General features: G+C 73.8%; 20 protein-coding genes. 11 read left to right on the top strand and 9 right to left on the bottom strand.

Annotated features, from left to right (window positions below; all coding sequences use genetic code 11):
• Positions 1–68: 68 nt before the first annotated feature.
• Complete coding sequence (locus tag CHR28_RS17585) at positions 69–1,115, top strand: fatty acid desaturase family protein (RefSeq protein ID WP_094054586.1); 1,047 nt, start codon at positions 69–71, stop codon at positions 1,113–1,115.
• Positions 1,116–1,295: 180 nt separating this feature from the next.
• On the opposite strand, the gene CHR28_RS17580 is transcribed toward CHR28_RS17585, so the two are convergent.
• Both CHR28_RS17580 and CHR28_RS17575 read right to left on the bottom strand, forming a co-directional pair.
• A complete protein-coding gene (locus CHR28_RS17580; RefSeq protein WP_094054585.1) occupies positions 1,296–1,553 on the bottom strand; it encodes a hypothetical protein in 258 nt (85 codons plus the stop codon).
• A 5-nt stretch (positions 1,554–1,558) separates the two neighbouring features.
• Complete coding sequence (locus CHR28_RS17575; RefSeq protein WP_094054584.1) at positions 1,559–2,215, bottom strand: DUF5994 family protein; 657 nt, start codon at positions 2,213–2,215, stop codon at positions 1,559–1,561.
• 342 nt (positions 2,216–2,557) lie between these two features.
• Here CHR28_RS17575 and CHR28_RS17570 point away from each other — a divergent pair, with 342 nt between their 5' ends.
• Entirely contained in the window at positions 2,558–2,980 is a 423-nt protein-coding gene (locus tag CHR28_RS17570) for a DUF5994 family protein (RefSeq protein WP_094054755.1), read from the top strand.
• 183 nt (positions 2,981–3,163) lie between these two features.
• The gene (locus CHR28_RS17565; protein WP_256984286.1) at positions 3,164–4,891 is read left to right on the top strand and encodes a SpoIIE family protein phosphatase; all 1,728 of its coding nucleotides are present in this window, start codon (positions 3,164–3,166) and stop codon (positions 4,889–4,891) included.
• A 57-nt stretch (positions 4,892–4,948) separates the two neighbouring features.
• Here CHR28_RS17565 and CHR28_RS17560 read toward each other — a convergent pair whose 3' ends face one another.
• Positions 4,949–5,488: a hypothetical protein gene (locus tag CHR28_RS17560; RefSeq protein WP_256984285.1), complete on the bottom strand. Its 540-nt coding sequence runs from the start codon at positions 5,486–5,488 to the stop codon at positions 4,949–4,951.
• Between the two features lie 774 nt (positions 5,489–6,262).
• Between CHR28_RS17560 and CHR28_RS17555 the strand changes: the two genes are divergently transcribed.
• Positions 6,263–6,661: a DUF5994 family protein gene (locus CHR28_RS17555; RefSeq protein ID WP_094054582.1), complete on the top strand. Its 399-nt coding sequence runs from the start codon at positions 6,263–6,265 to the stop codon at positions 6,659–6,661.
• A 32-nt stretch (positions 6,662–6,693) separates the two neighbouring features.
• On the opposite strand, the gene CHR28_RS17550 is transcribed toward CHR28_RS17555, so the two are convergent.
• On the bottom strand, positions 6,694–7,173 hold the full coding sequence (locus tag CHR28_RS17550) for a DUF5994 family protein (RefSeq protein WP_094054753.1): 480 nt from the start codon (positions 7,171–7,173) through the stop codon (positions 6,694–6,696).
• 301 nt (positions 7,174–7,474) lie between these two features.
• Here CHR28_RS17550 and CHR28_RS17545 point away from each other — a divergent pair, with 301 nt between their 5' ends.
• Both CHR28_RS17545 and CHR28_RS17540 read left to right on the top strand, forming a co-directional pair.
• Positions 7,475–7,819, top strand: a complete 345-nt coding sequence (locus CHR28_RS17545) for a hypothetical protein (RefSeq protein WP_094054581.1) — start codon at positions 7,475–7,477, stop codon at positions 7,817–7,819.
• A gap of 544 nt (positions 7,820–8,363) precedes the next feature.
• A complete protein-coding gene (locus tag CHR28_RS17540; protein ID WP_094054580.1) occupies positions 8,364–8,783 on the top strand; it encodes an ATP-binding protein in 420 nt (139 codons plus the stop codon).
• Between the two features lie 34 nt (positions 8,784–8,817).
• Here CHR28_RS17540 and CHR28_RS17535 read toward each other — a convergent pair whose 3' ends face one another.
• Positions 8,818–10,149, bottom strand: coding sequence for a phosphatase PAP2 family protein (locus tag CHR28_RS17535; RefSeq protein WP_256984284.1), 1,332 nt, complete (start codon positions 10,147–10,149; stop codon positions 8,818–8,820).
• Between the two features lie 303 nt (positions 10,150–10,452).
• Between CHR28_RS17535 and CHR28_RS17530 the strand changes: the two genes are divergently transcribed.
• The 5 genes from CHR28_RS17530 (at position 10,453) to CHR28_RS17510 (ending at position 15,895) form a co-directional block, all read left to right on the top strand.
• Positions 10,453–13,515, top strand: a complete 3,063-nt coding sequence (locus tag CHR28_RS17530; protein ID WP_094054578.1) for an FG-GAP-like repeat-containing protein — start codon at positions 10,453–10,455, stop codon at positions 13,513–13,515.
• Positions 13,516–13,659: 144 nt separating this feature from the next.
• Positions 13,660–13,944 carry a DUF4190 domain-containing protein gene (locus tag CHR28_RS17525; protein ID WP_094054577.1) on the top strand — a complete coding sequence of 95 codons (285 nt, stop codon included), beginning with the start codon at positions 13,660–13,662 and terminating at the stop codon, positions 13,942–13,944.
• Positions 13,945–14,103: 159 nt separating this feature from the next.
• Positions 14,104–14,592 carry a DUF4396 domain-containing protein gene (locus tag CHR28_RS17520; protein WP_094054576.1) on the top strand — a complete coding sequence of 163 codons (489 nt, stop codon included), beginning with the start codon at positions 14,104–14,106 and terminating at the stop codon, positions 14,590–14,592.
• A gap of 73 nt (positions 14,593–14,665) precedes the next feature.
• Entirely contained in the window at positions 14,666–15,127 is a 462-nt protein-coding gene (locus tag CHR28_RS17515) for a DUF6153 family protein (RefSeq protein ID WP_094054575.1), read from the top strand.
• A gap of 99 nt (positions 15,128–15,226) precedes the next feature.
• A complete protein-coding gene (locus CHR28_RS17510) occupies positions 15,227–15,895 on the top strand; it encodes a DUF305 domain-containing protein (RefSeq protein ID WP_094054574.1) in 669 nt (222 codons plus the stop codon).
• A gap of 60 nt (positions 15,896–15,955) precedes the next feature.
• On the opposite strand, the gene CHR28_RS17505 is transcribed toward CHR28_RS17510, so the two are convergent.
• From CHR28_RS17505 to CHR28_RS17490, 4 genes are all read right to left on the bottom strand, one after another.
• Positions 15,956–17,173, bottom strand: coding sequence for an NAD(P)/FAD-dependent oxidoreductase (locus CHR28_RS17505; RefSeq protein WP_094054573.1), 1,218 nt, complete (start codon positions 17,171–17,173; stop codon positions 15,956–15,958).
• A 104-nt stretch (positions 17,174–17,277) separates the two neighbouring features.
• On the bottom strand, positions 17,278–18,222 hold the full coding sequence (locus CHR28_RS17500; protein ID WP_094054572.1) for an RNA polymerase sigma-70 factor: 945 nt from the start codon (positions 18,220–18,222) through the stop codon (positions 17,278–17,280).
• 10 nt (positions 18,223–18,232) lie between these two features.
• Positions 18,233–18,694, bottom strand: coding sequence for a hypothetical protein (locus tag CHR28_RS17495; protein WP_094054571.1), 462 nt, complete (start codon positions 18,692–18,694; stop codon positions 18,233–18,235).
• A 131-nt stretch (positions 18,695–18,825) separates the two neighbouring features.
• Positions 18,826–20,031 carry a cation:proton antiporter gene (locus CHR28_RS17490; RefSeq protein WP_094054570.1) on the bottom strand — a complete coding sequence of 402 codons (1,206 nt, stop codon included), beginning with the start codon at positions 20,029–20,031 and terminating at the stop codon, positions 18,826–18,828.
• Between the last annotated feature and the right edge of the window lie 254 nt (positions 20,032–20,285).

Raw genomic sequence — 20,285 nt, 5'->3', positions numbered from 1 at the left:
CGTCTGCGGTCCGGTATCAGCGGCCCCGGGGCGGCGCCATCTTCCCTCCCGGAGAGAGTGTCACCACCATGACCAGCAACACCACGGTCCGCCCCCCGCCCGCGCAGGCGTCCGGCAGTGACTTCGCCCGCCTGTCCCGAAGGATCACCGATGCCGGGCTGATGGGGCGCCGTCCCGGCTACTACGCGCTGCGGATGACGATCGTGACCGGGCTCTACGCCGGCGGCTGGGCGGCCGTCGCGCTCCTCGGCGACAGTTGGTGGACCCTGGCGGTCGCCGCCTTCCTGGCTGTCGTGTTCGGCCAGGTCGCCCTGCTCGCGCACGACGCGGCCCACCGCCAGGTGTTCCGCCGGCGCCGGGCCAGCGAGGTGTCCGGACGGATGGCCGGTGCCGGCATCGGAATGGGCTACGGCTGGTGGCAGGACAAGCACACCCGCCACCACGCCAACCCCAACCACGAGGAACTCGACCCGGACCTCGACCCCGACCTGCTGGTCTGGTCCCAGGACCAGGCCCGGGCCGCCACCGGGCTCCCCCGCCTGATCGGCCGCCGGCAGGCGTTCCTGTTCTTTCCGCTCCTGACCCTGGAGGGCTTCAACCTCCACGTGTCGAGCGTGAAGGCGCTGGCCAATCGCTCGCTCAAGCACCGGGGGCTCGACGGGACCCTGCTGTTCGGGCACTTCGCCGTCTATCTGGGCCTTCTGTTCTGGCTGCTGCCGCCCGGGATGGCGTTCGCCTTCCTCGCCGTCCACCAGTGCCTGTTCGGCGTCTATCTCGGTTCCCTCTTCGCGCCCAACCACAAGGGGATGCCGATCCTGAAGGGCGAGGACCGCCCGGACTTCCTGCGCCGCCAGGTGCTCACCTCGCGCAACGTCAGCGGCGGGCTGCTCACCGACATCGCCCTGGGCGGGCTGAACCACCAGATCGAGCACCACCTGTTCCCCAGCATGCCCAGCCCCAATCTGCGCAAGGCCCGGGCCATCGTCCAGCGCTACTGCGAGGAGCTGGGGGTGGACTACGTGGAGACCGGCCTGATCACCTCCTACCGGCTGGCCCTCATCAGTCTTCACCAGGCGGGAGCACCGCTCCGTGAGGGCGCCCGGGCCGCCTCGTAGGAGGCTCCGCCGTGTGATTCTCGGGCGTGCCGCGTGGTGGAGCGCCGCGTGGTGGGGCCAGGTGAGTCGGTGCGGTCCTCGTCCGGCCCTCGGGCCATGCCGCCGGTCCGCCCGCCGTATGCCGCCGGTTCGCGTCGTGCGGTGGTGGTGGAGCGGCCGGTCGGGCAACCGGAGTGGGTGTCAGTGGGGGCTGTGCCGTCGGCCGGGGCGGCGGGGTCCGTCGTCGTGACGGTCACGGTCGCCTGCGGGGGCGATGGCCGCGGCCCGGCCGTGGGCCTTCCGTGGAGCCGGCGGGGCCGGGCCCGGGACGGGTGTCCCGGAGCGGCCGTAGTGGAAGGCGGTGGCGCGGTCACTGTGCTGCGCGTTGAGCAGGCGGATCAGGAGCGCCCCGAAGGCGATCATCGCCAGGATCGCCAGCACGGTCACGAAGGTCGCCACGGTCCTCACCTCCCCGTCGGGGGATGCGCCGGGGTAGCGGTGGCGGGCGTGGTTTCGGGATGTACGGCCGGATCGCGGGCCTCGTGGCCGCCTTCGGAGTCCCAGACCGCTTCCACGGCCCGGTCCGACTCGGACGCCGCCCGCTCCACGCGCCGGTCGCTCACGGGCACCGTCGGCGGGCGCGGCGCCTCTGCCGTCGACGCCGCCTCTGCCATCAACCGGCTCGCGGTCGACGTGCCCAGGGGGTCGCTCGCGGCGGCCATCAACCAGGCGGCCTCGGCGGGAGCTGTCTGCGGCGGGATCACCAGGAGGTTCCAGCGGCCCGCGCGGTACGAGAGCAACAGCAGTTCGTGCGGGTCCTGTTGGGCGAGGAACCAGCCCACCTTCACCGTGTGTCCGGAGACGGGCACCTTGCGCGGCACCACCGGCCAGTGGGTGGGGTTCACCGTGACGCGGGTGATCCGGCCCCACAGCGGGTCCAGTACGGCTGCCAGGGCGGGGAGTTCGGCCCCGAGGTCACGGGAGTGGGGCCACCACGCGCCGTCCAGCAGAGCCGGTGCGGGACCGGCGGGAGCCAGCGACAACCGGAGAGAGGAGGAGGCCGAGGGGAGCGAGCGGTCGTCGGCTTCGGCTGTCGGCGGAAGGGAAATGGTCGCAGTCATGACGCGGACCCTGCCCCCGGACCGGCCGAAACCGGCCCGGTGTATTCGATCGCCGAAAACGACACGAGCCTGGAAGCCGGTGCGCGAAATATCCTCGGTGATTCGAGCCTACTCCTCGGAGGGGCCGAACGGACCAGACGGATCGGACTGACAGGACCGACCGAGCAAGCCCGACCGGCCTGTGCGGCCGGCGGCACACGGCACGGTCCGCCCCTCTCCTTCGGGGAGTAGCGTGAACGCATCGGGAGCTTTCGCACGTCGGCTCCGATGCCGGTGTCGCTCCCGGTGAGCGACGACACCGGACTGCTGCCCCCGGCGGGAGCCCGGAGACGGGTTCGCGCCATGTCCGTGACCGACTCACCTCCCCCGCTCAGGGCCGTCCCCTTCCGGGCCCCGACCGCGCGCCTGGCGCTGCGGTCGGACGACGCCTCCACGGGGCGTGGCGGCCCGGACGGTGTGTGGTGGCCCCGTTCACGTGACCTGCCCCGCGAGCTCTCCGCCCTGGCGGACGTGCTGGATCCGCTGTGGGGGCGGATCGTCCGGGTCACGGTCGACCCCCGCCACTGGCAGGGCATCCCGGACCGGGTCGTCGTCAACGGCTATGCGGTACAGGTCGGTCGGTTCGCCTCCGGGCCGGCTTCGCACGGGATCACGCTGCTCTCCTACTCGGCGGGCCGCTGGAACCTCCTGGTGATCCCCCCGGAGACGCAGGCGTCTTCGGCCGCCCGGCTGATGGCCACCGTGGGCGCGTACCCCGGCCCGTAGGCGACCGGGCGTTCGTGACCTGCTCAGTGCGACGCCCCGCCGGCGGTCGTCGTGTCGGCCGTACGGGCGGGTGTCTCTCAGGGGACCATCGGGGTGTCGAAGGGTCGGCTCATCGGACGCCGGCACGCCGGCGGTCTCCGCGCGGAGGCGGCCAGGACGAAAGGCGGCGTGGTGGAGGATGCGGTGCCCGGTGCGCAGGGGCAGCGGCGGTCGCGGCCGGCTGCCGGGCCGGAGTTCTGGCGGCATGTCGTCGAGCAGCTGAGCACGGCCCTGATGGTGGTGGACCCGGCCGGACGGGTCCTCGCCGTCAACCCGGCCGCCGAACGGCTGCTGGACCGGGACTCCGCCACCGTACGCGGGCAGGACGCGCACGAGCTGCTGCACCGGGAGGCGGACGGCGGCACGCTCCTGCGGGAGCAGTGCCCGCTGCTGCGGGCACTGGTCGAGGGAACCGTCTCGCGCGGGGAGGGTGACAGGTACCGGCGCGGTGACGGCCGTCTGATCACGATCTCCTGGTCCGCTTCCCCCCTGATGGACGGCGGCTCCTTGCAGGGCATGGCCGTGCTGTTCCACGACGTGACGGGTGACCGCAGCGCACGCCGGGAGCGGGCGGCCTACACGAGTGCTCTGGAGGACCTCAACGAGCGGCTGACGCTGGTCGCGGAGATCACCGACGTACTGGGCCAGACCCTGGAGACCGACGAGGCCCTGGCCCGGCTGGGCCGCCTGTTGGTGCCCCGCCTCGCCGACTGGGCGGCGGTGGACCTGCGGACCGGTTCGGGGGAGGTCCACCGGGTGGCCGTGACGGGGCCCATGGGCCGGGACGCCGGGCTGGAGGGCGGCCGCGAGCGCCTTCCCGAGACGGGGGAGGCCGACCGCTCACCTCTCGTCCGGGTGCTGCACGGAGGTGATCCCGCGCTGCAGAACGAGCGGGACGAGGCGGAGCCGGCGGGACCGCCCGGTTCCGCCCTGGCCGCCCTCCACCGCGACTTCCTGCGGACGGTGCACGCGACGTCCGCCCTCACGGTGCCGCTGGGTGCCCGGCAGCGGATCACCGGGGCCCTGACGCTGGCGCGCACCGACCCGGCTCACCCGTTCGACGCCGAGAACCTGGAAGTGGTGAGCGACATCGGCCGCCGGGTCGGGCTGGTCATCGACAACGCCCGCCGCTTCGGCCGCCAGCGCGCCGTCGCGGAGGCCATGCAGCGCAACCTGCTGGCCCCGCCGCCCCAGCCCGGCCGTCTGCGGCTGACGGCCCGCTACCAGCCCGCCCCGGCGGGTTCCCAGGTGGGCGGCGACTGGTACGACGCCTTCGAGCGGAAGGACGGCACGCTCGCACTGGTCATCGGCGACGTCGTGGGCCATGACCTGACCGCGGCGGCCGGGATGGCCCAACTGCACGGCATCCTGCGCTCCTTGGCCTGGGACCACAGCGGCCCGCCCGGCGCCGTCATCGACCGCCTCGACGACGCCATGTCCGCCATCACCACTGTCCCCATGGCCACTCTCGTCCTCGCCCTGCTGGAAGGCGGCCCCCACACGGGGCCGTGGACGCTGCGGTGGAGCAGCGCGGGGCATCCGCCGCCTCTGCTGCTGACCCGCGACGGACAGGGACGCTACCTCGAAGCCGGGCAGGGGCTGCTCCTCGGCGCGCCTCCGGGCACGGGCGGCGGCAGCCGGCCGAACGCCACGCTGCCCTTGCCGCCGGGTTCCACCCTGATCCTCTACACCGACGGCCTGATCGAGGTGCCCGGCAGCGACCTGGACACCGGCCTCGCCCACCTGCGCCGCCACGCCCTGGCCCTCGCCGGCGCTCCGCTGGACACGCTGTGCGACCACCTGCTCGCCCGGATGCCGCCGGGCAGCACCGACGACGTGGCTCTGCTCGCCCTGCGCCTGCCGATGCCGTGACGGGCGGCAGGCGACGTGGTGGCCGGCCACCGATGACCGGCGACGGGCGGTGCGCCCTCAGCTCCCGAGGAGCAGGACGCGGAACGGGCTGCGCGGGGGCGCGGACTGCCGGGGCGCGTCGCCTTCGACGCACCGCCACCCCCAGGACCGCAGCGCCTCGGTGGTCCTGCTGTCGGAGCGTTTCACCAGCATGACGCCGAGCGCGGCGCCGTGGTCGGTGAGCAACCGCGTCTGCAGGCGCCGGGCGAGGTTCCAGGGACGGCCCTGGTTCTCGTCGCGCACCCGGGGCGGGACGAGAATCACGGAGATGACGAAGAGGCGGCCGGAGGCGGCGGTGCGCAGCAGGCTCCCGGGAAGGTGCCCGTCGAACCCCTCCCACCAGGGCCCGTCGCCGCGTACGGGAAAGCCGTAGGCACACCCGGTCAGCTCCGTGGACTCCGCGATCACCAGTTCGAACCCCGGGCGCCGCAGGTCCGCCGCCAGCCGTCGCAGGAAGGCGCCGCGGGCCTGGTTCCACACCCAGGGTCCGCCGCCCGAGGTCTGCGCGTACAGGTCGCCCAGCTCTCCCGACCGGTCCTCGATCTGACCTCGGGTCAACTCACGGACGCGTTCGCCCGCGCGGGGCGACGAGCCTCGCTCGGGACCCGGCCGACGCCGCTTCGGTGTGCCGGGCCGGTGCGGTCGGACGGCGCCCCCGGGGAATTCGGCGGTGGTCGGCGGAACCGGGACGTTCACGGTCATGGGACCAGCCCTGCCCCGGGCACGGGCGGACCCATCCCGGTGTCGTCGGTCACCGGGGGCGGCACCGGTGTCGGAGCCGGTGCGCACGGAGCTCCCGGTGTCTCCACCGTACTCCCGGCCGCGCGGGCCCTGCGGTGGACGGCGTGGGCCGAGGGGACCGGAACGGCGGGGCGTGTGGCCTTCGCTGCCGCCGGCCGGGGCCGTACGGGGCAGCGGAGTACGGTGGACGTACTGAGGGCATGTCGCACACCGGCTTCCGCGCCGGTCTCGTTCTCGGCGCGACAACTCGCCGGAAGGCCCGCCGCACCGCGCGGTCTCCCGAGACAGGTCGGCATGATGCCCTCGGCCCCCGAGCCCGTCACCCTTCCCCCGCCGCACCCCTCGGCGCCGGTGTCCTGCTCTCCCGCCCGTTCTTCGCGGGATTCCCGCCTGCGCCCGGGCGGGGGGACCGGCGCCGGGCCGGACCGTCGTGCCGCCGGCCCACGGCCGGAACCCGACCCGCGCGGAACGGTTCTGCTGTTCTTCACCACCGGGGCCGTCGCCCCCTGGCGCGGCGAGGCCGTGCGTCCGGCCGGCTGACCGGCGCGCCCGGCCCCGAACCAGACGCCTCACCAGCCCGAAGGAATTGTCGTGTCCACCACAGCACCGCCGTCACCGCTCGCCGGCCCTCATCTCCGGCTGCGCCTCGCACCCGACAGTCCGCTGCCACGCCGGCTCGACGGTGTGTGGTGGCCGCGCTCCTACGACCTGCCGGCGGAACTGCCGCACTTGCTCGCCGGGCTGCCGAGCGCCTGGGGTCACATCGCCGGCGTCACGGTGAACGGGGCGGCCTGGTCGGCGGCACCGGGCCGGATGCTCGTGTGCGACAGGGTCGTACGCCTGCGCCGGGCCGCCGGGCGGCATGCCCCGGACACCGTGGTCCTACTCACCCCCGGCCACGGCCGCTGGGACCTTATGGTCGTGCCGCCCGACACCACCGAGGAGGACGCCGAGCCGCTCATGACCACCGCGCTGGGCCCCCGCGCCTGAGGGCGGGCCACCCGGTGGCGGTGAGGCCCCCTTCAGGGGGACGTGCTCCCGGATCCGGTGTCGATGAGGATCTGTTCCGCGCCGGTGAGGTTGTCGGTACGCACCGCCTGGGCCATGGCGGCGTGCGCGGCCTCGGGTGTCGCGTCCGGCGGGACCACCAGCAACGAGAGGATGTCCCCCTCGGCCCTGGTGATGAGGACGGTGTCGTCACCGACCGCGAACGAGTCGATGTGCACCACCCGGTCGTCGACGACGATCCGCGTCGGGAGCCCTTCCCAGGCCTCGGCGTCCAGCCCCACGCGGAAGACGGGACCGAGGTGTGCGGTGAGCGCCTCGACCAGGGCGGGCAGCTCGGCACCGATGTCCCGGGACCGCGGCCACCACGCCCCGTCGAGGATGCCCTCACGCGACTCGGCCGTCTCCAGCCGCAGCAGTGCGCTCCCCGGCCGCACACCGGGCAGACCGGCACTCGGCACGGCAGGCGTCCCAGGGGGTGTGTCGGAGTCGACCATGATGAGCCGCCCGTCTTCGAGCTTCGGCGTGTCCGGGAAGCCGTGGGTGGGATCGGAAGGTGCCCTCACCACGCTACTCCGTGCTGCGCGTGGGACGGGGCCCGGCGGAATCCGGCGGGTGGCCCCCGCCCGGGGCCGGTGCCACGTTGACACGGATCATCGCCGGACGTTGACTGGCGGCAGGGCACAGGGCCGTGAAGGGCAGGGCCGGCCGGGTTCCGGCAGCCTGAAGCAGGCCGCCGAGAAGACCGCGGGTCTTCGGGCGGCGACCCCCACATCTACGGGAACGGTGCACACGACGATGTACGACCAGACACGCGCCCAGCAACCCGCCGGCCGGGCCCCGGGCCTCGCCGGACGCAGCACCCAGGGACCGGAGCCGCTGCTCTCGTCCGACGAACGGGACAGGATCGCCCGGCGCCTCGGGCATGCCGTCAACACCTTCGCGGACGCCCCCGACGAGGCCCTGGCGGAGGCCGAGAGCGCTTTCGACGAAGCGACCGCGGCACTGGTCGACGCCCTGGCGGAACGGCGGCGTCTCCTGCACGCGGCCTGGCAGGACCAGGACACCGAGAACCGGTCCGCCGAACTCCGGGTCGCCCTGCGGGAGTACCGGGAGATCACCGGGCGTCTGCTGCGCGCCTGAGCGGCGCCACGGCGTGGCGCGAGCGCCTTCCGACGGCCGCCGTCGCTCGAACGTTTCACGACGGCGGCCGCCCGGGGCTCCCCGCGCGGCCGATTCCCCCTTCTCGGGTGCGCGCCCGGGAGCCGTGTGCCCCGCATCGGACCGTGCGACGGCACGCGGGAGGTGACCGTGCCGGTCTCGCGACGAGGGGAAGCGGGACGAGGCGAGCACGGGAGCCGCCCGCGACGGGCGGCGAGGCCTGCTGCTCGCGAAGGTTGCGGATCGGTCCTTGCCCGGGCCGGGCACAGACAGCCCTCGGGCTGCCGAACGGCGTGCGTTCCGAGCGGAACCCGTGCACGGCGGACTGCCGCAAGCCTAGGTGCACTTGCTGCGGGTGAGAACCCTTCGGCGGATCGGGCCGGCCGCCGCCTCGTCCCATTCCGGTTGGCGATCACGGGCCCGGGGCATCACGAGGGGGCAGGCCCGGCCGGACAGGACGTTCCGCGGCCGGGCGAGCGGTCACGGCCATGGTGGTCGGGTGGCCCAGGAGGGGAAGTGATCCGCCATGCGTACGCATCGGCGTACCCATCGGCGTTCCGCACGAGTCGAGTACCACCTGCCGGACGAGGCCCAATCGGCGCGCAGAGCAAGGAGGCTGACCGCACAGTTCCTGGCCCGGCCGGCCCTGCGGGCGGGGGGACTCGACGCCGGGCACATCGGTGACGCCGCGGCCCTCATCGTCTCGGAGCTGGTCACCAACGCCACGCGGCACGGGGGCGGTTGCCGGCTGTGCCTGCACGTGTCCGAGACCCAGGTGACCGTCGAGGTCTACGACGGCAGCCCCGGGCGACCTGACGTACGGCCGCTGACGACGTGGAGTGAGAGCGGACGGGGCCTCGCCATGGTGCGGTCCCTGGCACAGCGCCTCGACATCGCTCGCGTCGCCGGGGGCGGCAACAGAGTGCGCGCGGTGCTGGACCTGTGACCGGTCCGGGCGCCGCGCGGCGCCCCGGCAGCGGTCAGACCGGTTCCGGTTGGGGTTCCGGACGGTGGGCGGCGGTGGGGACCGGGTCCCAGCGGCGGGTCGTGCGGACGTAGCCGTAGATCACCGACGTCATCGCCAGGACGAGGAGGGGGCCGGACATCTCCGGGTGGCGGGCCATCTCCATCGGCAGGTAGCGGTAGGAGAGCAGGAGCGCGAGGAAGACCGTCGTGCCGTGGGCGACCAGGCGGATGCCCGCGCGGTCCCAGCCGTGGTCGGCGGAGCGTACGGCCGCCTCGACCGTGAGGGCGAAGACGACGCCGGCGACGAGGTCCACCCCGTAGTGGTAGCCGAAGCCCAGGGTCGCGGTGAGGGTGGCGATCAGCCAGAACGTGCCCGCGAAGCGGAGGAGCCGGGGGGCGCGGCGGGTGTGGATGTAGATGGCGAGGGCCCAGGCCGTGTGCAGGCTGGGCATGCAGTTGCGCGGGGTGATGCCGTCGTAGGTCATGGGCACCGGCGTGGTGAGCGGCGGCGGGGTGTGGGGCCAGAGGTCGGCCAGCGCCCATTCCACGCCGCCCGTGCCGGAGGCGCCCGGGCCGTAGGCGAAGACCGGTCCGACGACGGGGAAGAGCATGTAGACGCCCGGGCCGAGGAGGCCGATCAGCAGGAACGTGCGGACCAGGTGATGGCGCGGGAAGCGGCCCTCGGTGGCGACGTTGCGCAGCTGGTAGCAGGCGACGACGATCGCGGCCACCGCCAGCTGGGCGTAGACGAGCTGGGTGACGTGGGGGCCGATCGGGGCGGTGGCCTGGAGCATCCGGCCCACCAGCCAGGACGGGTCGCCCAGCGCGTGGTCGGCGACGGCCACGTACTGGTCCAGCACCGTGGGGCGGGTCTTCGCGGTGATGAACAGCCAGGTGTCGCCGATCTTGCGGGCGGCCACCAGCAGCAGGCCGAGGCCCACGCCCTTGAGGAGCAGGACGCGTTCGGGGCCGGTGCGGCGGGTGAGGGCGACGAACGCCGTGCCCAGCATCACCCACAGCGCGCCCGTGCCGAAGGCGATGCCCTCGGGTATCTCGGCGCCGGCCGCCCAGCGGACGAGGGCCAGGACGGTGTCGATGCCGAGGGCCGTGCCGGCCGCGAGGAACCGTTGGCGCCAGGTCAGCACGACCATCATCAGCGCCAGACCGCCGTAGAGCGGGCCCGACTTGGGGGCGAGGACGAGGGCCGCCAGCTGGTTGGTGATCGGGCCGGGTTCGCCGTAGTGGCGGGAGGCGATCTCCAGGGCGACGAGGAAGGCGCACACCACCACGCCCGCCGCGGTCCACAGCATCGCGCGCCCGTGGCGCCACGCGACCAACGAAGTCATGCCGCTCATCCGCGAAGACACCCGCGATGCTCCAGTTTTTGATCCTTTGATGAGGTCGAACATGTTATCGGAGGGCCGTCGCCGGGTGGCCGGAACGGTGGGAACGGCCGATTCGACGCGAGGTGGACGGCCGGCGGCTTCCGCTGTCGATCATGAGCTGTCGATCATGAACCGAACAACTGCTACGATCCGGCCACTCACCCGGGGGGGTGTCCGGAACGCCGGCTGCCGCAGGCGCATGACCTGCGGCGCGACCGCGCGCACGCCTGCCCCGCCATGCCTACATCCCCGAAGAGGTCCTGCATGGGCAGACGCGCGCTCGTTCGAGGCGCCACCGCCGTCGCCGTTTCCTTCGCACTGGCCGTCGGCATCGGCTCGCTGAGCGCCGGGAGCGCGCACGGCGAGCCGGTCGCCGGGGAGGCCGTCGTGCCGGCGACCACGTCCGCCGTCCCCTGGACGAGCCTGCTGAGCGCGGGGCCCTCGGGCTTCCTCCGCTACGAGCAGGGGCGCGGTCACCTGTGGACGAGTTACGCCGGCGCCGACACGGTCGTCGACGCGTCGGGCTGGGACTCGTACGGCACCACCGCCTCGGGCGCGGGCTCGGACGTCGTCGCCCGGTACGACCAGTCGGCCAGGACCGTGACGCTGCGCGACATGACCTCCGGCGAGGTCCGCGAGGTCGCGCTCCCCGAGGGGCACACGTACTACAGCACCCTCGGGTCGACGGTCGTGACGACCACGGGGAAGCCGGGCACGGACACCGTGCTGCACCTGCTGGACCTCGGCGGGGACGGCTCGGTCGCCGACCGCACGGTGACGGGCCTGCCCGCCGGGAGCTACCTGTGGCACTCGTCGCTGAGTGACGCGCGCGGGCAGATCGTGCGGTACCGCACGGGCGACGACGAGTTCACCGGCTGGCTCGACGTCGCGCAGGGGCGGCTGACGACGCTGCCGTACGCGGTGCAGGCCTGGTACTCCCTCGTCGCGCTGAGCTCCACCCATCTGGTGTGGTGGCACGACGGCACCCTGTTCACCGTCTCGCGCCAGGACCTGACGGCGACCCCGACGAGCAGGCCGCTCACCAATGTGGAGCAGGTGCTCGGCCTGGTCGGCGACACCGTGATCGTGTCCCGGTACGACGCCTCCTACGGCCGCAACAGCACCCATCTGCCCGTCTCCCGGATCGACGCCGTCCCGCTCGACGGCTCCGCGTCCCGGACGATCCTGGCCCGCACCTCCCGGCAGGCCATGCCCACTCCGGACGGCGGGCTCCTGATACCCGGCGGTGCCGACCCTGACCAGTGGGGCGTCTGGCTCGTCGAGCCCGCCCAGGGCGGCGGGGTCACCGTGCGCAGGGTCGCGGACGCGGACCCGAAGCGGGCCGCCCACACGGTCTCCCGGCTGACCCTCGCCCAGGGGCGGCTGACCACCGTGGAGGAGGACCCCGCCGGGGAGTGGACCTACCTGCACAGCCGTGACACCGGCGCCACCGGCTCGCCCATGGCGGGCACGCGCGTCAACCGGGGCCGTCTCGACCTGCTGCACTACGGGCAGGGCGGCCCGCGCCTGCTCGACACCGGCGACGGCCGGACGATCGTCTCCGGCTACGGCACAGAGGCCGAGGCGCAGCCGCGCGTCCTCGGGCCCGCCCAGTCGATGCCCGGCACCCGGATCGACAGCTCCCGCGTCTACCAGACCGCGGCCGCGGCCAGTGGCCGGTTCGCCGCCCTGAGCGGGCCGTGGGACAGCGCCGGGGTGGTGCAGACGCGGATCGTCGACCTGGACTCCGGGCGCACGGTGTACACGACGACGGAGCAGGTGCGGGCGCTGTGGGGCACCACGGCGTGGGTGTCGTCCGGCAAGAACGGCGTGGTCGCGGTCGACCTGCTGACCGGGCGCGAGGGCGAGTTCGTGTCGTTCGGGCGGGGCTGCCTGCTCAACGACTTCCAGGCAGTCGGCCGCTGGCTGCTGTGGAACTGCGTGCTCGACTCGGAGGGGCTGGGCGTCTACGACACCGTCACCAAGCGGAACCAGACGCTCGTCTCCGGCCCCGACTGGGAGCAGGCGCAGCTCGGTGACGGCTTCGTCGCGACGGCCGAGGCCGGGCAGCTCAAGGTGATCGACGTGCGCGGCGAGACGCCCGTGGCGCACACCGCAGGGAACTTCGAGGGGCTGGGCCTGCAGTCCTGGGACGTCGACCCGTACACCGGCGTGATCGCGCAGCTCCGCTCCGACCACTCCGTGCGCCTCACCCCGAGCGGCGTCCCCGTCTCGCCCCTGGTGCAGCGGGACGCCACCGTCGCCCCCTCGGCTGACGTCAAGGGCGGTGCCGCCGCGTGGAGTCCGAAGTGGTGGCTGAACAAGCCGGCCGCCTCCTGGAAGCTGGTGATCGGCACGAAGGCCGGTACGGCCGTGCGCACCCTCACCGGCGGTCAGGCACGCGGAGTGGTGGCCCCGGTGTGGAACGGCAAGGACGGCGCAGGCCGGCTGGTGCCCAACGGCGCCTACACCTGGACGCTGACCGTCACCCCCGCCGACGGGCAGGGCGCGGCGCTGACGAAGTCGGGCTCGGTGAAGCTCACCGGCGCCGCGGCGGCGTGGCGCGACTTCGTCGGAGCGGACGGCTTCGGCGAGCTGCTGACGCTGAACGGCTCGGGCGGGCTGACGTACCAGTACGGCACCGGCACCGGGACGTTCACCGGGAAGACGACGGGCTCGGGGTGGCCGACGACCGTGAAGGCGGTGCCGTTCGGCGACCTGAACGGGGACCGGTGCAACGACGTGCTGGTGCGGTTCGGCAACGGGGCGCTGCGCGCCTACCGGCCGGGGTGCGGCAAGGCGGTGACCCCGTCGACGGCGTACACCTCGCTGGGCACGTCCGGCTGGACCCAGTACGACGTGCTGACCTCGCCGGGCGACGTCAGCGGTGACGGGCGTGCGGACCTGGTCGCCCGCCAGGCCTCGACCGGGGACGTCTACCTCTACAAGGCGACGAGCACCGGGAAGCTCGCCACCCGGGTGAAGATCGCGTCCAAGTGGACGGGCTACAAGAAGGTGCTGGGCGCCGGCGACCTCAACGGCGACGGCCACGGCGACCTGCTCGCGCAGGACAAGTCGAACGAACTGTGGCGCTACGACGGCACGGGCACGGGCGGCTTCAAGGCCCGCGTGAAGGTGTTCGACGACTGGGGCGCGTCCTACACCACCGTCGTCGGCGTCGGCGACCTCACCGGCGACGGCCGGGCCGACCTGGTCTCCCGCGACACCTCGGGCAACGCCTGGCGCAACAACGGCGACGGCAAGGGTTCCTTCGGCGGCCGCACGAGGATCGCGACCGGGTGGCAGGGCTACAAGGGGCTGTTCTAGGGGCTGTTCCGAGAGACGACTTCACCGCGGCTTCGCGCACCGGGTGACATGGGAACGCGGCAAGGGGGCATTCGGACAATCGAGCCGAACGTGAAGGCACGAGCGGCTCGTTCGGTCCGTGTCATCGACAACTGGGAGTCTCCCATGACGAGTTACGGCAGTTCCCCTGCCGCGTCCTCCGGATCGCGCACCAACGGCATGGCGATCGCGAGCCTGTGCTGCGGCATCGTCGGGCTGTTCATCCTGAACATCATCCTGGGCCCGCTGGCCATCGTCTTCGGTGTCGTCGCACGCCGTCAGGGTGCCGGGAACGGTGCCGGGATGGCGAAGGCCGGCATCATCCTGGGCATCGTCGCCGTGGTGCTGTGGCTCGTGATGCTGGCGGTCGCCTCCAGCAACGGCGGGTTCAGCTGGTACGTGGGCGGCTAGCGTCCGCCCGGGCGGACGACGGCGCGAGAAGCGCGAGCGGGTGGGCACCGGCAGGTCAGGGCCGGTGCCCACCCGCTGTGCTGTCCGCACTTCCTCCATCGCCCCGTTTCTGCCGCACCGGGGTGGCAGCATACCCCCTAGGGGTATACATTGAGCGGCATGGACCACACCGCGCACGACTCCTCACCTCACGCGTCCCACGACGCCCGGGCGGGCGCCACCTGGGGCATGGCGGTCAAGGCGACGCTGCACTGCCTGACCGGCTGTGCCATCGGCGAGATCCTCGGCATGGTCGTCGGGACCGCGCTGCGCTGGGGCAACGTCCCCACCATGGTGCTGGCGATCGCGCTGGCCTTCCTGTTCGGCTACTCCTTCACCCTGTTCGCGGTGGTGCGCGCCGGGCTGAGCCTCAAGGCCGCGATCAAGGTGGCGCTGGCCGCCGACACGGTCTCGATCGCCGTCATGGAGCTCGTCGACAACGCGATCATCGCCCTGACGCCGGGCGCGATGGACGCGCATCTGTCCGACGGGCTGTTCTGGTCGGCGCTGCTCGGCGGGTTCGCCGTCGCCTTCCTGGTCACCACGCCGATCAACAAGTGGATGATCGGGCGGGGCAAGGGACACGCCGTGGTGCACGCGCACCACTGACCGGGCCCTCCGCCCCCGGTATACGGGCCGGGGGTATATTGCCCCTGTCGTCCACGACGGAGGTCCAGTCACCGTGGCCGTGAGCCGGTACGCACGAGCAGCGGGCGCCCTCGGGCACCTGCTGCTCGTCGTCGTGCTCGCGCTCGGCGTGTTCGTCATGCACACCTTGGGGCACCCCACCGAGGCGCACGGCTCCGGTCCGGGGCAGGCCGCGCACGCGCCGGCCGCCATGACGCAGCCGGCGGCGGAACGGCCCGCCGCGCACGGCTCCGAGGACCCGCCGCCGCACGCCGCTCCCGCCGGGCAGGCGGGGCACGCGGTCTCCACCGACCGGCCCGTCGGCGCCGGGGACATGGCCTCCCTGTGCGTGGCGGTCCTGCTCGCCGCATGGGTGCTGGCCGCCCTCGTCCGGTCGGCGCTGGCCCGGGATCCCGACGGGCCGGCGCGGCTGCGCGCCCAGGTGGACGCGGTGCCGCGTCCCAACCCTCCGCCCCGCGGTCCCGATCTCACCCGGTTGTCGGTCCTCCGGCTGTAGGCCGAGACACCTTCGCGGGCGCGCTCCTCGCGCGGTCCCGCCCGTCTCGCACACCCGAAACAGCCCGAAGACCAGACGACACCGAGGTGAAAGACCACCATGACCGCCTTCACGCGCGCCCTGCGCCGCACCCCCGTCCGACGTGCCGCCGCGGCGGCCGCCCTCACGGCGGGAGCCCTGCTGCTGTCCGCCTGCGGCAGCGGCGACGACACGAACGCGTCCCACCACGGCGGCACCGGCCCGTCGGCCACGGCCGACGCCGGTCCGGGCGCCGGATCCAGCGCCCCGGCCGGTGCGTTCAACGACGCCGACGTCCTGTTCGCTCAGCTGATGATCCCCCACCACGAGCAGGCCCTGGAGATGTCCCGGCTCGCCGACGGCCGGGCCTCCGACCCGGAGATCCAGGAGCTCGCCCGGAAGATCGAGCAGGCCCAGGACCCCGAGATCAAGACGATGAAGGGCTGGCTCACGGCCTGGGGCAAGCCCACCGCGGCGCCCTCCATGCCCGGCATGGACCACGGCGGCGGTCACGGCGGTGACGGCATGATGAGCGCGGCCGACATGACCGAGCTCAAGGCCCTGAAGGGCAAGGCGTTCGACAAGGCCTTCGCCCAGCTGATGATCGACCACCACAACGGCGCCATCGCCATGGCCGGGGACGAGCGGCGCGAGGGCGAGAACCCCGACGCCAAGAAGCTGGCGGAGGCCATCGTCAAGGGCCAGTCCGCCGAGGTCGAGCAGCTGAAGGGCGTCCTCGACCGGCTCTGACCGGCGGTGCGGCGGCCGGACCCCGGGTCGGTGACCCGGGGTCCGGCCCCGTCGCGCCCGTCAGGCCGCCGCCTCGACCGAGGCGTGCGCGGAGGCGGGGGCCTGGACGACGCGCCGGCGGCGGGCCGGGCCGAGGACCGGGTGGGCGACGCCCCAGGCCGCGCCCTTGCACACCAGTTCCTTGTAGCGGGCGGCGAGCCGGCCGGTCAGGGCCGCGTCGACGGCCCGGTCGTCGGCGGTGACGTACTGGATCAGGCCTTCCCCGCGGCCCAGCGAGACGCACTGGTTGAAGTACCGGATCGACACCTTCGGGAGCTTTCCGCCGGTCAGCCGGGCCGCGATGGCGTCGGCGGCCTGCCAGGCCATCGGCACGCCCGAGGCGCACGACATGCGCAGCGGCTTGCCACCGGGTCCCGTCGCGAGGGCCGCGTCGCCGACCGCGTACACGTCCGGGTGCGAGAGCGAGCGCATGGTTCCGTCGACCAGGATCCGGCCGGTGTCGGTGACCTCCAGGGCGCTGGCCCGGGCGATGGGGTGGACGGCGAAACCCGTGGTCCACACGGTGACGGCGGCCGGGATCGAGGTGCCGTCGGCGACGGTGACGTGGTCGGCCGCGACGGAGGTGACCTCGGTGTGCTCGTGCACGGTGATGCCCAGCCTGTCGGTCACCTTCCGCAGGTGCCGGCGGCCCCGGGGCGACAGCCAGTCGCCGAGCCCGCCGCCCGCGGCGAGGGCGACGTCGAGGTCCGGCCGGGCCTCGGCGATCTCGGTCACGGCCTCCAGGCCGGTCAGGCCGCCGCCGACCACGACGACGGGCTGTCCGGCGTCGAGGCCGGCCAGGCGCTCGCGCAGCCGGAGCGCTCCGGGACGGCCGGCGATCTCGTGGGCGTGCTCGGCGACACCGGGCACGCCTCCGTCGTTCCAGCCGCTGCCGAGCGCGTACACGAGGGTGTCGTACTCCAGCTCCTCGGACGCCGGCTCCCCGGACACCGGCCGCTCGGACGCGGCCGCGACGGTGACGGTCCTGTGGTCGACGTCGACGGCGGTGACCTTCGCGAGCTTCAGGACGACGCCGGTGTCCCGGAACATCTCGCTGAAGGGCCGGGGCGTCAGGTCCTGGCCGACGGCGAGCTGGTGCATGCGGACGCGCTCGACGAAGTCGGGCTCGGGGTTGACGAGGGTGATGGCGACGTCGTCGCGGTGCAGTCGCCTGGCGAGGCGGCCGGCGGCGACGGCGCCGGTGTATCCGGCGCCGAGGACGATGATGCGGTGCTGCATTTCCTGGCTCCTGTCGTCTGCGGATTCACCCCTTGAACCGGGTGGTCCGCCGATTCCTGACAGAAGTGCGGTGTGAAGCAGGTCACATCGCGACGGGCGGGCGGTCAGAAGATGGTGACCAGGGGTTCTCCGTGGTCGGTGGCCGCCCACCGCCGGGTCGCGCGTTCCAGCTTGTCCGGGTTGACCTGGCTGCGGAAGGCGGCGATGCCGTCGGCGGTGATCTCCAGGCTGATGACGCCGAAGACCCGGCCGTCGACGACCGCCAGGAGCGCGGGGCCGCCGTTGGCCGTGGTCGCGTGGACGGCGACCGAGCCGCCGGCCAGGGCGCGCTGGGCCTTGCCCGGCTTGAACATGCCCCGCATGAACTTCGCGACCGCGAGGGCGCCCTCGAACGCCCGGGCACGCGCCGGGACCTTGCCGCCGCCGTCGCCGATCGCCACGGCGTCCTCGGTGAGCAGCCGGACGAGCGGTTCGGTCCGGCCGCTGGTGGCGGCGGCGAGGAACTCGTCGATGACCCGCCGCGCGGTGGCCCGGTCGACCTCCGCGCGGGCCTTGCCGGCCGCGACGTGCTGCTTGGCACGGTGGAGGATCTGCTGGCTTGCGGCCTCGGTGACGTCGAGGATCGCGGCGATCTCGCGGTGCGGGTAGCCGAAGGCCTCGCGCAGCACGTACACCGCCCGCTCGCTGGGGGTCAGGCGCTCCAGCAGCGTGAGGACGGCGTAGGAGACCGAATCGCGCTGTTCGGCGGTGTCGGCGGGGCCGAGCATCGGGTCGCCGTCGAGCAGCGGCTCGGGGAGCCACTGGCCCACGTAGGTCTCGCGGCGGACCCGGGCCGAGGTGAGCTGGTTGAGGCACAGGTTGGTGAGCACCTTCGTCAGCCAGGCCTCGGGCACCTCGACGCGCTCGACGTCGGCGGCCTGCCACCGCAGGAACGTCTCCTGCACGACGTCCTCGGCCTCGCTCGCCGAACCCAGCAGCCGGTAGGCCATGGCCTCCAGGCGGGGCCTGAAGGCTTCGAACCGGTCCACGTCGTGCGCGGTCAGAGGCATGGTCCGGATCCTAACGCCCGCCCGCCGGCCGCCCGTCGTACGGCCCGGCGCCGGCTCCGCCGTCGGGCCGGGTGCCGCCGGGGGCGAGGCGGCGGTAGGCGGCGCGGGCGTGGGCGACGCGGGACAGGGCCGTGCCCACGAGGGCGGCGCCGAGCAGGCACGCGAGCCAGGTGGTGTCGCGGTGGCCGGCCCAGGTGAGGGTGCCCATGGGCGGGATGCCGAAGGCGTTGAGGAACAGCCAGCACAGCACGGCCGTGCCGGGGGCCGCCGTGAAGCGGGCGCACAGCCCGAGCACGGCGGCGAGCAACGACAGCGCCGCCAGGACCAGTTCGGGCCGGCCGGGCCCGACGACGCCGTTGAGGAGCGCCACGAGCACCAGCGCGCCGCCGAAGGCCCCGGCCCAGACCAGGGGCGTCGCCACGGGCTGGGGGACGGGCCGGACTCCGGCCCTCAGGGGCATCCACTCGATCATGCCGGCGGTTCCTTCCGCTCTCCTGCACAGGGATTGTGCCCCCGCCTCCGGCCCGCCGGGCGGGGACGGGGGATATGACCTCTTCGGCCGGGCGTCATCCGGCCGTTCCCGGCGTGCGGCCTCCCGGTCGCTCAACCACCGGCCGGGGCCGCGCTCTTGAGGGTGTCCGCCGCCGGGGCGGTGGCGGTACGGCGGTCCAGGCGCCGGGCGAGGGGCTCGGTCCAGCGGGCGGCGAGCGGGCCGACGACGACCAGGATCAGGACGTAGGCGGTGGCCAGCGGACCGACCCGCGGCTCGGCGCCGACGGCGAGCCCGGCGATGACGATGGAGAACTCGCCGCGCGCGACCAGGGTGCCGCCCGCGCGCCAGCGGCCCCGGGGCGAGATCCCGGCGCGCCGGGCGGCCCAGTACCCGGTGGCGATCTTCGTCAGGGTGGTGACGGCGGCGAGGGCGAGCGCGGGCACCAGCACGGGCGGGATGTCGGCCGGATCGGTGTGCAGGCCGAAGAAGACGAAGAACACGGCGGCGAACAGGTCCCGCAGCGGGGTGAGGAGACTGCTGGCCCCCTCGGCGACCTCGCCCGACAGCGCGATGCCGACCAGGAAGGCGCCGACGGCGGCGGAGACCTGCAGCTGCTGGGCGAGGCCGGCCACCAGGAGGGTCAGCCCGAGCACGGCCAGCAGCAGCATCTCGGCGCTGTCCGAGGAGACCGCGCGGCTGACCAGACGGCCGTGCCGCAGTGCCACGTAGAGGACCGCGCCGACGGTGCCGAGGGAGATGAGCAGGGTGAGCGCGCCGCCCGCGAGGCTCACCCCGGCGAGCAGGGCGGTGAGGATGGGCAGGTAGACCGCCATGGCCAGGTCCTCCAGGACCAGCACGCCGAGCACGACGGGTGTCTCGCGGTTGCCGAGCCGGCGCAGGTCGCCCAGCACCTTGGCGATCACTCCGGACGAGGAGATCCAGGTGACGCCGGCCAGGGCGACGGCGGCCACCGGTCCCCAGCCGAGCAGCAGCGCCATCGCCGCGCCCGGCAGGGCGTTGAGGACGAGGTCCACGGCGCCGGAGGGGTACTGGGTCTTGAGGGTGGTGACGAGTTCGGAGGCGCTGTACTCGAGGCCGAGCAGGAGCAGCAGGAGGATGACGCCGATCTCGGCGCCGGTGGCGACGAAGTCCTCGCTGGCCCGCAGCGGCAGGATGCCGCCCTGGCCGAAGGCGAGTCCGGCGAGCAGGTAGAGGGGTATGGGCGAGAAGCCCACCCGTCCGGCGAGGCGTCCCAGCAGGCCCAGCGCGAGGATGATCGCGCCGAGTTCTATGAGCATGGCGGTGGTGTCGTGCACGGGCGTCTGACCTCCGGTGTTCGGGTCTGCGGCGTCTGTGCCTTGGCGGGTGCCGACAGCCGGGCGCGGGTGCGCCGGCCCGTCGTTGGGTGCGGGTCCGTCGTGGGGTGCGGGTGCGGGCGGGTGGGCGAGGTGCCGGGCGGGCCGGTCGGGCCGGTCGCCGGGAGCGGGTGACGTGGGGCGGTGCGGGGCGGTGCGCGGCCCCGGGGCGGCCGGTGCGGGCGGCGGATCCGGCGGGCGGGCCGGGGCGGCTC

Origin of the sequence: Streptomyces sp. XY006 (assembly GCF_002237655.1) — a bacterium.
GTDB lineage: Bacteria > Actinomycetota > Actinomycetes > Streptomycetales > Streptomycetaceae > Streptomyces > Streptomyces levis.
This window is presented reverse-complemented; position numbering and strand designations above follow the sequence as displayed.